Origin of the sequence: Bradyrhizobium tunisiense, from assembly GCF_042263385.1 — a bacterium.
Classification (GTDB): Bacteria; Pseudomonadota; Alphaproteobacteria; order Rhizobiales; family Xanthobacteraceae; genus Bradyrhizobium; species Bradyrhizobium tunisiense.
In genome coordinates, this window is the sequence record NZ_JBHLEV010000004.1 from 553,094 (window position 1) to 565,652 (window position 12,559).

Sequence of the window (12,559 nt, forward strand, 5' to 3'; positions counted from 1 at the left end):
GGGATCACCAGGGCGCCGGCAACAGGCCGGCGGGCAGCGGCACGCGGAGCAGCTTGCCGAAGATGAGGTGGATGGCGAACGGCGAAAGCGCCGCGAGCGGCAGCGCCAGCTTCCACCTGGCCCCTAATGCGGTCGAGGTGACGTAGACCATGATCGCCGCGGTGATGATGAAGCCGAGCCGGTCCGCCGCGAAGACGTAGAACAGCAGCAGCGCCGGCGGCAGCAGCGCACGCAGGCCGTAGAGCTTGCTTTGCGGCGGCGGCGCGGCGGCCTGGCCGTTCTCGAACGGGACGAGCTCTTCCTCCTCCTCGAAGGAGTGGCCGATGCCGAACACGATCGCGAGCCCGCACAATGCAAGGCCGCAGCCGATCACCAGCGGAAATACGTTGGGGCCGACCGGTTGCCCCGGCACTGGCGGCAAGATCCAGCCCCCATAGGCAGCCGCCGCACCGAGCGCGACGAGAAACGATCCCGTGACGGAGTCGGGAAGACGCATGAGAGCAAGTCCTGTCAGTGTTCTTCTCCCTCGCCCCGCTTGCGGGGAGAGGGTCAGGGTGAGGGGGAATCTCCGCGGGGGCGGTGAGAGGCGGACTCGTGGAGAGCTCCTCTCACCCGGAATTCAAGCTGAGCTTGATTACGCCTCTGGCTGCATCCGCCTTCGCCAAGGCCTGGGCGGACAAGCGCGGAGCGAGGTGAAACATCACGCCTTGCTCAGGCCCGCCGCCTTCATCGCCTCGCCCATCTGGGCGTCTCCCTTGTCCATGAAGCCGGCGAAATGGGCCGCATCGCCCCACACGGTGCCGAAGCCGCGGTTGCTCATGAAGTCCTTGAACTCGGCGGAGTCGTAGACCTTCTTCAGGGCCGCGGTGAGCTTCGTTGCGATCTCCGGCGGCAGGTTCTTCGGTGCGCCGATGCCGCGCCAGGCGCCGGTCGCGTAGTCGATGCCCATCGCCTCCTTCAGCGTCGGCACGTCCTTGAAGATCGGGTTGCGCGCCGGCGCCATGATGGCGAGGCTCCTGGCCTTGCCCGCCTCGATGATGGCGCGCGCCTCCGGCACCGAGCAGGTAGTGAGGTCGAGACCGCCGGCGGCGAGATCCTGCATCGCCGGCGCCGCGCCGTTCGAGGGCACCCAGGCGACCTGGTTGGCGGGCAGGCCCATCGCCTGCATCCAGCCGACCAGCGCCAGATGCCAGATGCCGCCCTGGCCGGTGCCCGAGGCCTTGAACTTGCCGGGAGGCGCCGCCTTGATCGCGTCGGCGAGTTCCTTGACTGTCTTGTAGGGCGAGGACGAGGAGACCTGGATGCCCGGGGGATCCTCGTTCATCAGGGCCAGCGGCGTGTAGCTCTTCGGCGTCAGCTCGGTGAGGCCCTGCCAGTGCATCATCGAGATTTCGACGGTGAGCATGCCGATGGTGTAGCCGTCGGGCTGTGCGGTTGCGATCGCACTGTGGCCGACGACGCCGGAGCCGCCGGTGCGGTTGACCACGTTGAAGGGCTGGCCGAGATCCTTTTCCAGCAGCGCCGCGACGATGCGCGCGGTCGCATCGGTTCCGCCGCCGGCGCCCCAGGGCACGATCACTGTGACCGGTCGGGCCGGATAGGCTTGTGCGAGTGCAGGCTTGAATCCGAAAGCGGCGGATGCGGCGACTGCGGCCGTCGAAGCCGCAAAGGTGCGGCGCGAAATCTTGGACATTGAATGCCTCCCAGCGGCGCCCGTGACGCCGGGCGCTCTTGTCAATGGCGGCATTCTAGTCGGCTTTGCAGCGCCGCCGCAAGGTAGCGCTACCAACGAGATCGACATGCTGTGTGAAAATGGCATGCCCATCGGATGGGCAGTCGGAAATCGGGTGGGTTTTGCCCGCATGCGCCGTCAATCTGAGCGCGCAACGAAAGCCAAAGGCAAGCCATCCATGACCCAAGCCTATTACAGCGCGGTGCTGGACCGCCCGCTGGACGAAGTCTGGTCGCTGATCCGCGATTTCAACAATTATCCCGCTTATATCGACGGCGTCAGCGAGAGCGTGATCGAAGACGACAAGCGCGGCGACGAAGTCGGCGCCATCAGGCGCTTCTGCTATCTCGGCAATTGGATTCGCCAGAGCCTGGTCGATCACTCGGACCATCAGCACAGCCTGACCTATGCCGGTCTTGAAGCGCTACCGTACCCGGAAGACGACGGAAGCCGGATGCCGGCGCCGACGCGTTATCAAGGCACCATGCATCTGCGCCCGATCACCGAGGGCGACCGCACGCTCATCGAATGGTCGGTCGACCTCGAAACAGAGCCCGCGGACGCCGATCGCTGGCAAGCGTTGTTTGCGTCCTGGATTCCCAGTTGGACGGATTCGCTTGCGCGGACGCTGGCTCGGGCCGGTTAGCGATCGCTCACGGCTCGTCCGCATCGCCCTTGGGCCGCGCGCCGCCGAAGATGCGGTTGCCTTCCGCTGTAAGGTAAGGCTTCAGCGTCTCCCAGGACACGAAGGCGACGTACTCGCCCTCGGCATAGGGACCGACGGCGTAGGGTGGGTAGTGGAAGGTGAGGCCGGAGCTCTTTCCGGCTTCAGTTGACGGCGCGAGCGTCACCGCGCCGATCTTGAGCAGGGTCGGTTTCGACTCCTTGAACCATTCGTCGGTTGCGGTCTCGCTGGCGTCGCGCTTCTTCTTCTCGGCTTTCAGCGAGGTGATGATGGCCTTCACCATCGCCTTCATGGTCGCGCCGTTGTCGGCGGTCTCGGTGAAGAACGGCCGAATCGAGATGCGCTTGTTGTCGGTCTTGTCCCACAGGATCGTGTTCACGTCCGAATTGGGATGCGCGCCGCGAGTGTTCATGTAGTCGTTGCGGAGGACGCTGACATAGCGATCGGCGACGACGGAGCGCGTTTCATATTTGCGCTCAAAATCCCAACCGCCTTCTTTAAAGAACTGCGGATCGGCTTTGCGTGAGGCGGCAGCTTCGGCCGCGTTCTTGTCGAGCCATTTCTTGCCCTCGGCCAGGCAATCGGCCGCGAGTGCCGCATCAGCCTTGATCCTATCGTCGAGGAACACGCGCGCCTCGATACTTTTGTTGTTGATGACGGCGTCGGGCTTGGGGTCGGCGGCGAGGGCGGGACCGAACAGCGCGCTACAAACCGTGACGACAGCGAGCGCGCGCATGAACATTGGCGCGAAAAACATCACGCAGGATCCTTCTTATCGGAAGATCGACGGCGAAGCTACTCCGCCGCCTCGCTATGCCCCAGCCGCGCGTTGAGCTTGCGGATCAGCTCCTCGGCGGCTTCTGCGATCACCGTGCCCGGCGGGAAGATCGCCTCGGCGCCGGCGGCGTAGAGCGCGTCGTAATCCTGCGGCGGCACCACGCCGCCGACGATGATCATGATGTCGTCGCGGCCCTGCTTCTTCAGCGCGGCCTTCAGCTCCGGCACGGCGGTGAGATGGGCGGCGGCGAGCGAGGAGACGCCGAGGATGTGCACGTCGTTCTCGACCGCCTGCCGCGCGGCCTCATCCGCGGTCGCGAACAGCGGCCCGATGTCGACGTCGAAGCCGATATCGGCAAACGCGGACGCGATCACCTTCTGGCCGCGGTCGTGGCCGTCCTGGCCGATCTTGGCGACCAGGATGCGTGGGCGGCGGCCCTCCGCCTCCTCGAACGCGTCGATCAGCGCCTGAACCTTCTCGACCTGGTTGCCCATGCTGGACGCCTCCCGCTTGTAGACGCCGGTGATGGATTTGATCTCGGCGCGGTGACGGCCGAACACCTTCTCCATCGCGTCCGAAATTTCGCCGACGGTCGCCTTGGCGCGCGCCGCGTCGATGGCGAGCGCCAGCAGATTGCCGTTGCCTTCACCGGCCGACCGCGTGATCGCGGCGAGCGCGGCATCGACGTCCTTCTGGTTGCGCTCGCTCTTCAGCCGCGTCAGCTTGTCGATCTGCAAGCGGCGGACGTTGGTGTTGTCGACCTTGAGGATTTCGATCTTGTCCTCGTCGGTCGGCTTGTACTTGTTGACGCCGATCACCGCCTGCTTGCCGGCATCGATGCGGGCCTGCGTCTTGGCCGAGGCCTCTTCGATACGCAGCTTCGGCAGGCCGGCCTCGATCGCCTTGGCCATGCCGCCGAGCTCCTCGACCTCCTGAATGTGGCCCCACGCCTTGGCCGCGAGGTCGCGCGTCAGCCGCTCGACATAATATGAGCCGCCCCAGGGGTCGATGATGCGGGTGGTGCCGCTCTCCTGCTGAAGGAACAGCTGGGTATTGCGGGCGATGCGCGCCGAGAAATCGGTCGGCAGCGCCAGCGCTTCGTCGAGCGCGTTGGTGTGCAGCGATTGGGTATGGCCTTGCGTCGCCGCCATCGCCTCGACGGTGGTGCGCATCACGTTGTTGAAGACGTCCTGCGCCGTGAGCGACCAGCCAGAGGTTTGGGAATGCGTGCGCAGCGAGAGCGAACGCGGATCCCTGGGGTTGAACGGCCTCAACAGCTTCGCCCACAGCAGGCGCGCGGCGCGCAGCTTGGCGACTTCCATGAAGAAGTTCATGCCGATCGCCCAGAAGAACGACAGGCGCGGCGCGAAGCGGTCGACGTCGAGGCCTGCGGCAAGGCCGGCGCGCAGATATTCGACGCCGTCGGCGAGCGTATAGGCGAGCTCGAGGTCCTGCGTCGCACCGGCCTCCTGCATGTGGTAGCCGGAGATCGAGATCGAATTGTATTTCGGCATCTTCTGCGAGGTGTACGCAAAGATGTCCGAGATGATCCGCATCGAGGGCGCGGGCGGATAGATGTAGGTGTTGCGCACCATGAACTCTTTCAGAATGTCGTTCTGAATGGTGCCCGACAGTTTTTCCGGCGGCACGCCCTGTTCCTCGGCGGCAGCGACGTAGAGCGCGAGGATCGGCAGCACCGCGCCGTTCATGGTCATCGACACGCTCATCTGGTCGAGCGGAATGCCCGCGAAAAGCGTGCGCATGTCGTAGATGGAATCGATGGCAACACCGGCCATGCCGACGTCGCCGCCGACACGCGGATGGTCTGAGTCATAGCCGCGGTGGGTGGCGAGATCGAAGGCGACCGAGAGGCCCTTCTGTCCGGCCGCCAGGTTGCGGCGGTAGAACGCGTTGGAATCCTCCGCCGTGGAGAAGCCGGCATATTGCCGGACCGTCCAGGGCTGGTTGACATACATGGTCGGGTAGGGGCCGCGCAGGTAAGGCGCGATGCCCGGATAGGTCTCGAGGAAATCGAGCCCGGCAAGATCAGCCTCGCCATAAGCAGGCTGCACCAGAATGCCCTCCGGCGTCAGCCACGGTTCGGCACTGCCTGATGGTGCGGCGGTGGCGGCTCGCTCGAAGGCAACATCAGCGAAATTGGGAATGCGGCTCATGGCTTCAACCATATCCTCAATCATGATCCGGATGCTGATGGCTGACGATGGTCGCCATCTTCTCCGGTCCGTAATTCTGTTGCGTGGTCTGGCTCGGCAGATTGGCGATGCCGACCACCCAGCCGAGGCGGGATTCGGTGCCGAACTGCCGCGTCGGGATCACCCGGTCGGGACGGTCGAAAGCGCCGGTCATGATCTCGATCCGGTCGCCGTCAATGCGGCCGAAGCTCAGCGGCGTGCCGCAGGCGGCGCAGAAGCCTCGTTCGGCGATGGTGGAGGAGCGGAAGAACGACGGCTGTCCCCTGGTCCAGGCAAAGTCGGTCTTGTTGATGTCGGCGAATGAGGCGAACGGCGCACCTGCCGCCTTCTGGCACATCCGGCAGTGACAGATCGAGACCCTGTTCGGCGCCGTCGTGACTCCGAAGCGCACCGCCCCGCATTGGCAACCGCCGGTGAGAACGGGTTTGCTGATATCGGTCATGCCTGCTCCATCCGTCGATAGGCGTCTTGCAGGGTCGCAAGCGCATCGCCGCCGGCGAAGACGAAACCGGTGACGCCGGCCGCGCGCAGGGCGGCCTCGGCATCTGTCGGGCGGCCTGCCAGATAGATATGTCGCCCGCCGGCCGTTTGCAGGGCCTTCGCCGCGGCTTCGGCGTGTTCCGCATAGACCCTGTCGCTGGAACAAAGGCAGGCGAATTCGGCGCCGGAGGCCTTGAAGGCGGCGGCCAGCTTGGCCGGATCGGCAAAGCCCTCGCTGTCGACGGCTTGAATGCCGCCGGCCTCGAAGAAGCTTTTCGCAAAGGTCGCACGCGCCGTGAAATCGGCGGGCGTGCCGAGATTGGCCAGAAACACTTTTGGCCGAGCGCCGCGAGCCTTCAACGCCGCATCGGATTTGTCGCGCAGCGCCTCGAACGGTTGGGCAAGCCGGATCGGCGGCAGCGCGTCGAACTTGTATTTCTGCTCGCCATAAGGTGCCAGCGCGACCGGCGTCGCCTTGAGCACGTTCGTTTCGCTCTCGTGCAGGTTCGGAAACTCGCTGGCGCCGGTCAGCACGTCGCGGCGCTTTGCGATATTGGCGTCACGCGCCTTCCGCGCAGCCGCGACCTTGCTCTGGAACAGGCCTTGCTGAAGTGCGCCAAACGCGCCACCGGCTGTCTCGCTTTCCTGGAACAGCGCCCACGCGGCCTCGCAAAGCTGCGCGGTCAGCGTCTCGATGCCGCCGCTGCCTGCCGCGGGATCGCTGACCTTGCCGAGGTTGCTTTCTTCCAGCAGCAGGGCTTGCGTATTGCGCGCAACGCGGCGCGCGAACGGATCGGGCAGGCCAAGCGCCAGCGTATGCGGCAGCACGGTGATCGCGTTGGCGCCGGCGAGCCCGGCGGCAAACGTCGCGATGGTCGCCCGCAGCATGTTCACATAGGGGTCGCGCTGCGTCAGCATGCGCCAGGCGGTATCGGCGGCGATGAACAGCGGCTTTGGCGTCAGTCCGCAGGCCGTCTCGATACGCGCCCACAACAGCCGCAGCGCGCGGAATTTCGCCATGGTCAGGAACTGGTCGGCATCCGCGGCGAGCCGCGCATAGACCATGCCTTGGGCCTGTTCCAGAGGAATGCCGGCGCCTTCGATCGCGCGCAGATAAGCAACGCCGCAGGAGAGCACGAAGGCAAGCTCCTGCACCTCGGAGCCACCGGCATCGTGGATCACGCGGCCGTCGGCAGAAACGAACGGGCCCTTGAAGCCGAGCCCGGCCAGGCCCTTGATGGCCCCGGCGACGGCGGGAATGATTTCCTCCCAGGTATAGGGGCTGTGGCCCCACACCGCGAGGGCCGCGAGCGGATCGAGGCCGAAGCGGATGTCGCAGGCGGCGGGGTCGAGGCCCCGGCTCTTCACATATTCCGCGACATGGATCGCCGCCATCCGCGACTGTGGCCCGATCTGGAGCTCGAGGCCGATGCCGGCATCGAGATGGATGTCCTTCAAAACCTTTGCGACCGCATCGGCCGACGGTTCCAGACCGAAACCATGAGCGCTGCTGCCGCCGGCGAACACCAGAGCGAGCCCGGTCGCGCCGTTCTCCAGATCCTGCAACGCCTGCGCATTCGCGAGCGCCGCATCGGAATGGTCGATCCGCTGGATGATCTGCCAGGGCGCCGCTAGCGGCCGCCCCACCACCGGGGCAACGCCTTTCACGCGCGGATAGAGCGGCTCGATCTTCAGCCCGTCATAGGTCTTGCCGACCAGCTTCTCGAACGGCGCGCCCTTCAGCACGCCGTCGACCAGCTTGCGCCAGTCTTCGACGGTTGCCTGGGGAAAATCCGCCGCCAGCGGCAGGTCGTCAGTCACGGAGGTCATGCGGCGAGGGGCTCCCAAACGTCTCATTATTCGCAGGCGAAATTGCCACGGCGGACCGTCCCTGCAAACGGTTGTTTTTGGTTAACCGGTATCCGGAAGCCGCTCAATGCCTTGCGTCGAGACGCTGGCGAGCCCGTCGCGCACACGGACGCCGGAGATCACGCGGTCGGGCGCGATTTCGGCCAGCGGCACCAGCACGAAGGCGCGCTCGAACAGGCGCGGATGCGGCAGGGTCAGATCGGGCTTCTGCAAGGAGACATCGTCGTAGGCGATCATGTCGAGATCGAGCGTGCGCGGTCCCCAACGCCGCGCCTTGTCCCGGGTGCGGCCGAACTTCTGCTCGACCTTCTGCAGCACGAACAGCAGCGCGTGCGGATCGAGACTGGTCTCGATCTCGATACAGGCATTGATGAAGGGGGCCTGATCCTCGTCGCCCCAGGGCGGCGTCGCGTAATCCGAGGAGCGCGCGATCAGCGCACCCTGCGCCACGCCGCAAATATGGGCGATCGCCTTGGTGAATGTCGCGCGGACATCGCCGACATTGCCGCCGAGCGCGATCAGCACGCTTGCCATCTTATGGATGCCGCGAGCGCGTCAGCATGATGCCGACATCGTCGAAGATCGCGGCAATCGGCGCATGCGGCTTGTGCACGGTGATCTTCACGGCGCGGATGCGCGGGAAGTGCGAGAGGATGGCGTCGGCCACCGCGCCGGCTGCGCGCTCCAGCAGCCTGTAATTGGTGTTCTTGAACGCCGCCGTCGTCGTCGCCACGACGTCGGCGTAGGACACGGTGTCGGCGAGCCTGTCGCTGCGCGAGGGCTCCGACAAATCGGTGTAGAGCTCGAGGTCGATGACGAAGCGCTGGCCGACCTCGGTCTCGTGGTCCATCACGCCGTGGCGGGCGTGGATCGACAGGCCGGTGACGAAGATCGTATCGGTCATTGCTTGCCCTCGATTGCGTTCGCCACCCGCAGGGCCTGCAGGGTCTCGGCGATGTCATGGGTCCGGATGATCTTTGCGCCGCGCTGCGCGGCGATCAGGTGCGCGGCGATCGAACCGGCGAGCCGCTCCTTCGGCTCGGACGGCGACACCGAGGCGATGAAGCGTTTTCGCGAGGCACCGACGAGGATCGGCAGGCCGAACATCTCGAATTCGCGCAAGCGCGCCAGCGCGGTCATGCTCTGCTCGGCGGTCTTGCCGAAGCCGATGCCGGGGTCGAGCACTATCTTGTCGCGCGCGATGCCGGCCTTAGCGGCGATATCCAGCGAACGCAGGAAGAACGTCTTCATGTCCGTGATGATGTCGATGGCGGGATCGGCGTCGTCGCGGTTGTGCATGACGATGACCGGAACGCCTTTCGCGGCCACCAGGGGCGCCATCGCGGCGTCGCGCTGCAGGCCCCAGACGTCGTTGGCGATCGCCGCGCCCTGATCGAGCGCGAAGGCCACCACCTCCGCCTTCATGCTGTCGATCGAGACCGGCACGCCGAGGGCGACCACGCCCGCCAGCACCGGCTTCAGCCGGGCGAGCTCGTCGTCCGCCGTGACGGCCTTCGCGCCCTTGTAGGGCCGGGTGGACTCGGCGCCGATATCGATGATGTCGACGCCATCGGCGATCATCGCCCGCGCCCGGGCGAGCGCCTGCTCGGGCGCGATGAACTCGCCGCCATCGGAGAAGGAGTCCGGGGTGATATTGAGCACGCCCATCACCGCCGGAATGGGCCGTTCCAGCAGCGTCCGCAGCGGATCAAGCCCGGCCGAGCCGGCCGGCGGGACGGATGGGGAGGGCGAGGCATTCATGCGCGTGGCTTTGCGCGGTCGGGGAGGGGGAGTCAAGCGGGGAGGGGATTGAATGAACGCCACTCTCTAACCGTCACCCTGAGGTGGCCGCTTCTTCAGCGGCCCTCGAAGGGCGACGGCCCGGCTTTCTCCGTACCGATGTGAAGGTGGCCGGCCATCCTTCGAGGCTCCCCGTGCGACGCTATGCGTCGCACGTCTCGGACCTCAGGATGACGGAGAAGCTGGTATCAATACGTGATCTTCGGCTGCAGCTTCTTCGCCTTGGCGATGATGTCGCCGACCGACTTCTCGGACGGCAGGATGCGGAGCAGCTTCTTCTTCTCGTTGGCGTCGCGCATGCTCTGGGCGAGCCTGGCCGGATTTCGATAGGCGAGCTCGCGCACGGTGGTGACGCCGGCGGCGCGGACCAGGCCGACCTTGGCGCGGCCCATGCCGGGGATGCGCATGTAGTCGGAGACGTTGGCCCATTCCAGCAGCAACTGCTCGCTGATGCCGGTCTGGGCGGAAAGCGCCTTGCGGCCCTTTACCGTGCCGGCCGCCTCGAGCAGCGCATCGGTGGTGCGGATGCCCAGCGCCTTCAGCTTGTTGGCGGCAAAGACCGACAGGCCCTCAATCTCGGAGATCGGATATGTCATGATACTCGATATGAAATGCCAAGGCTTCAGGCGAACTGGCTGAGGCCCGGCGTCCCCGCAACGATCTTGCCCATCTGATCTGCTCCGATTTTGTCTCGACCGAAGCGGAAAAGTTCACGAGCGATGTTTTGAATCTCCGACATGCCAAGTCCCAGGCTCATCAGGCGCGTGCCGACCGCCATCAGGCCGCCGCCCATCAGCCGTGACAGTCCGCCGCCGCTCCTGGAGGCCTCGATTGCGGCTTCCGCTCCGGGGATCTGATCGATCAGGGCCTGCACGCTGTCGGAAGGACCCTCGCTGCGGAGGAAGCCCAGGATGATGCCGACGGTCTTTTCAGCGACAGCACCATCTATGCTGGCGTTTGTCGCCAGCCGCCCGATCAGCTCGTCCATAAGGCCCGCCCCTCAGCCGGTTGTATGCTCTCAAAAATGATCTTGAGCCGGTGTGATGTGAAATACAAGCGATGAACGCGGTCGTCGTCGCGATTCATCTCGAACGCGCGAAAGGTGTTGCAGCGCTGCAAGAGCGGAGATGGAATAGGCGAAAAATTGCCGCGTTGCGAACGGCTCGTGCCTACTTTCGGCTGATGTCGTCCACCTATCCGACAATGTCGCAGGCCGGGCGCGTTGAACGGTTTCAATCGACGTGCGACATGCATTAAACTACGGAACTACCGCCTTTGAGTTTCAAGACGCGAAACCCGGCAGAGAGATCAGAGAGAACAATGACCGCACAGGACAGCAAGCTCGGCGATACCGACGACAAGTTCTTCGTCGGCAAGGGAGACGAGCAGGCCTGGCTGACGCTGGCGCTCGCCAATCGCCACGGCCTCGTCACGGGCGCAACCGGAACCGGCAAGACGGTGACTTTGCAAGTGATGGCGGAAGGATTTGCACGCGCCGGTGTTCCGGTCTTCGCGGCCGACATCAAGGGCGACCTCTCCGGCATCTCCGAGATCGGCGTGCCCGCGGACTTCATCCTCAAGCGCGCCACCGCGATGGGACTGAATTTCCAGCCCGACCAGTTCTCGACGGTGTTCTGGGACGTGTTCGGCGAGCAGGGTCATCCGGTGCGGGCGACCGTCACGGAAATGGGGCCGCTTCTGCTCGCACGCATGCTCGATCTGAACGAGGTGCAGGAAGGCGTGCTCAACGTCGCCTTCCGTGTCGCCGACGACAACGGGCTGACCCTCATCGATATGAAGGATCTGCGCGCGCTGCTCGATGCCATCGTGCCGGATGCCGGCAAGAAGGGCGCAGATGCCGAAGACAGCCCGCTGGCCGACGTCAAGAAGGCCGCGCAGGGGTTCGGCAACGTCACCAAGGCCACCGTCGGCACGATCCAGCGGCAGCTCCTGGTGCTGGAGAATCAGGGCGGTACCAAATTCTTCGGTGAGCCGGCATTGACGCTGAAGGATTTCATGAAGACCGACCGCGACGGCCGCGGCATGGTCAACATCCTCGTCGCCGACAAGCTGCTGCAGAGCCCGCGGCTTTATGCGACATTCCTGTTGTGGATGCTGTCGGAGCTGTTCGAGGAGCTGCCCGAAGCCGGCGATCTGGCAAAGCCGAAGCTCGTGTTCTTCTTCGACGAGGCGCATCTTCTGTTCAACGACGCGCCCAAGGCGCTGTTGGACCAGATCGAGCAGGTGGTGCGTCTGATCCGATCCAAGGGCGTCGGCGTCTACTTCGTGACACAGAACCCGGTCGACGTGCCCGATCGCGTGCTCGGACAGCTGGGTAACCGGGTGCAGCACGCGCTGCGCGCCTTTACCCCGCGCGACCAGAAGGCGGTCGCCGCTGCGGCCCAGACCTTCCGTCCCAACCCGAAGCTCGACACCACCAAGGTGATCATGGAGCTCGGCAAGGGCGAGGCGCTGGTGTCCTTTCTCGAGGGCAACGGCACGCCGGCGATGGTGGAGCGGGTGATGATCCGGCCGCCATCGGCCCGCATCGGACCGATCACGGCGGATGAGCGCAAGGCGATCATGGCTGCAAGCCCGGTGAAGGGCAAATACGACACCGCCGTCGATGCCGAGTCCGCCTACGAGATCCTTCAGAAACGCATCGCCGGCACGGCGGTAACGGTGGACGGCCCGACCGGCGCAAGCGGTGGCGGTGTCCTCGGCCAGATCGGCTCGATCGTCGGCTCCATCTTCGGCACCAACGTCAAGCGGGGCCGCTTGTCCACCGGTCAGGTCATTGCGCGGGACGTGACGCGATCGGTCACCAACCAGGTGATCGGGGGGATGGCGGCCAATATCGGCAAGTCGGTTGCCGGCCAGCTCGGTGGCTCGATCGGCCGCACCCTGGTCCGCGGAGCGCTCGGCGGATTGCTGCGAAGATAGGCAGGGCCGGACTGAGGCCGTCGATCGGCTGGCGAAGCTCGCTCCGCGCGGGTAGAGGT

13 protein-coding genes are annotated in these 12,559 nt (G+C 65.3%); 2 read left to right on the forward strand and 11 right to left on the reverse strand.

Annotated features, from left to right (window positions below):
* Positions 1-4: 4 nt before the first annotated feature.
* Together ACFDR6_RS21325 and ACFDR6_RS21330 are read right to left on the reverse strand one after the other, a co-directional pair.
* Positions 5-496 (reverse strand): tripartite tricarboxylate transporter TctB family protein, encoded by a 492-nt coding sequence (locus ACFDR6_RS21325; RefSeq protein ID WP_212081290.1) that lies wholly within the window; start codon positions 494-496, stop codon positions 5-7.
* A 204-nt stretch (positions 497-700) separates the two neighbouring features.
* On the reverse strand, positions 701-1,693 hold the full coding sequence (locus tag ACFDR6_RS21330; protein ID WP_212081291.1) for a tripartite tricarboxylate transporter substrate binding protein: 993 nt from the start codon (positions 1,691-1,693) through the stop codon (positions 701-703).
* Here ACFDR6_RS21330 and ACFDR6_RS21335 point away from each other — a divergent pair.
* On the forward strand, positions 1,686-2,378 hold the full coding sequence (locus ACFDR6_RS21335; protein WP_375859398.1) for an SRPBCC family protein: 693 nt from the start codon (positions 1,686-1,688) through the stop codon (positions 2,376-2,378). The two genes, ACFDR6_RS21330 and ACFDR6_RS21335, sit on opposite strands and share 8 nt — an antisense overlap.
* Before the next feature lie 7 nt (positions 2,379-2,385).
* On the opposite strand, the gene ACFDR6_RS21340 is transcribed toward ACFDR6_RS21335, so the two are convergent.
* The 9 genes from ACFDR6_RS21340 to ACFDR6_RS21380 form a co-directional block, all read right to left on the reverse strand.
* A complete protein-coding gene (locus tag ACFDR6_RS21340; RefSeq protein WP_249153144.1) occupies positions 2,386-3,159 on the reverse strand; it encodes an RsiV family protein in 774 nt (257 codons plus the stop codon).
* Positions 3,160-3,212: 53 nt separating this feature from the next.
* The gene (scpA, locus tag ACFDR6_RS21345) at positions 3,213-5,369 is read right to left on the reverse strand and encodes a methylmalonyl-CoA mutase (protein WP_212081293.1); all 2,157 of its coding nucleotides are present in this window, start codon (positions 5,367-5,369) and stop codon (positions 3,213-3,215) included.
* A gap of 16 nt (positions 5,370-5,385) precedes the next feature.
* A complete protein-coding gene (locus ACFDR6_RS21350; protein WP_212081294.1) occupies positions 5,386-5,850 on the reverse strand; it encodes a GFA family protein in 465 nt (154 codons plus the stop codon).
* A complete protein-coding gene (locus tag ACFDR6_RS21355) occupies positions 5,847-7,718 on the reverse strand; it encodes a methylmalonyl-CoA mutase family protein (protein ID WP_375859399.1) in 1,872 nt (623 codons plus the stop codon). Before ACFDR6_RS21355 ends, ACFDR6_RS21350 begins: the two co-directional genes overlap by 4 nt.
* Positions 7,719-7,799: 81 nt before the next feature.
* Positions 7,800-8,291, reverse strand: coding sequence for a 2-amino-4-hydroxy-6-hydroxymethyldihydropteridine diphosphokinase (folK, locus tag ACFDR6_RS21360; protein ID WP_212081296.1), 492 nt, complete (start codon positions 8,289-8,291; stop codon positions 7,800-7,802).
* 1 nt (position 8,292) lies between these two features.
* On the reverse strand, positions 8,293-8,661 hold the full coding sequence (folB, locus tag ACFDR6_RS21365; protein ID WP_212081297.1) for a dihydroneopterin aldolase: 369 nt from the start codon (positions 8,659-8,661) through the stop codon (positions 8,293-8,295).
* On the reverse strand, positions 8,658-9,518 hold the full coding sequence (folP, locus tag ACFDR6_RS21370) for a dihydropteroate synthase (protein WP_375859400.1): 861 nt from the start codon (positions 9,516-9,518) through the stop codon (positions 8,658-8,660). Before folP ends, folB begins: the two co-directional genes overlap by 4 nt.
* Positions 9,519-9,745: 227 nt before the next feature.
* A complete protein-coding gene (locus ACFDR6_RS21375; protein WP_317240379.1) occupies positions 9,746-10,153 on the reverse strand; it encodes a DUF4332 domain-containing protein in 408 nt (135 codons plus the stop codon).
* A gap of 26 nt (positions 10,154-10,179) precedes the next feature.
* Positions 10,180-10,545, reverse strand: coding sequence for a DUF2267 domain-containing protein (locus ACFDR6_RS21380; RefSeq protein WP_375859401.1), 366 nt, complete (start codon positions 10,543-10,545; stop codon positions 10,180-10,182).
* A 332-nt stretch (positions 10,546-10,877) separates the two neighbouring features.
* Here ACFDR6_RS21380 and ACFDR6_RS21385 point away from each other — a divergent pair, with 332 nt between their 5' ends.
* A complete protein-coding gene (locus ACFDR6_RS21385; protein ID WP_375859402.1) occupies positions 10,878-12,500 on the forward strand; it encodes a helicase HerA-like domain-containing protein in 1,623 nt (540 codons plus the stop codon).
* Positions 12,501-12,559: the final 59 nt, after the last annotated feature.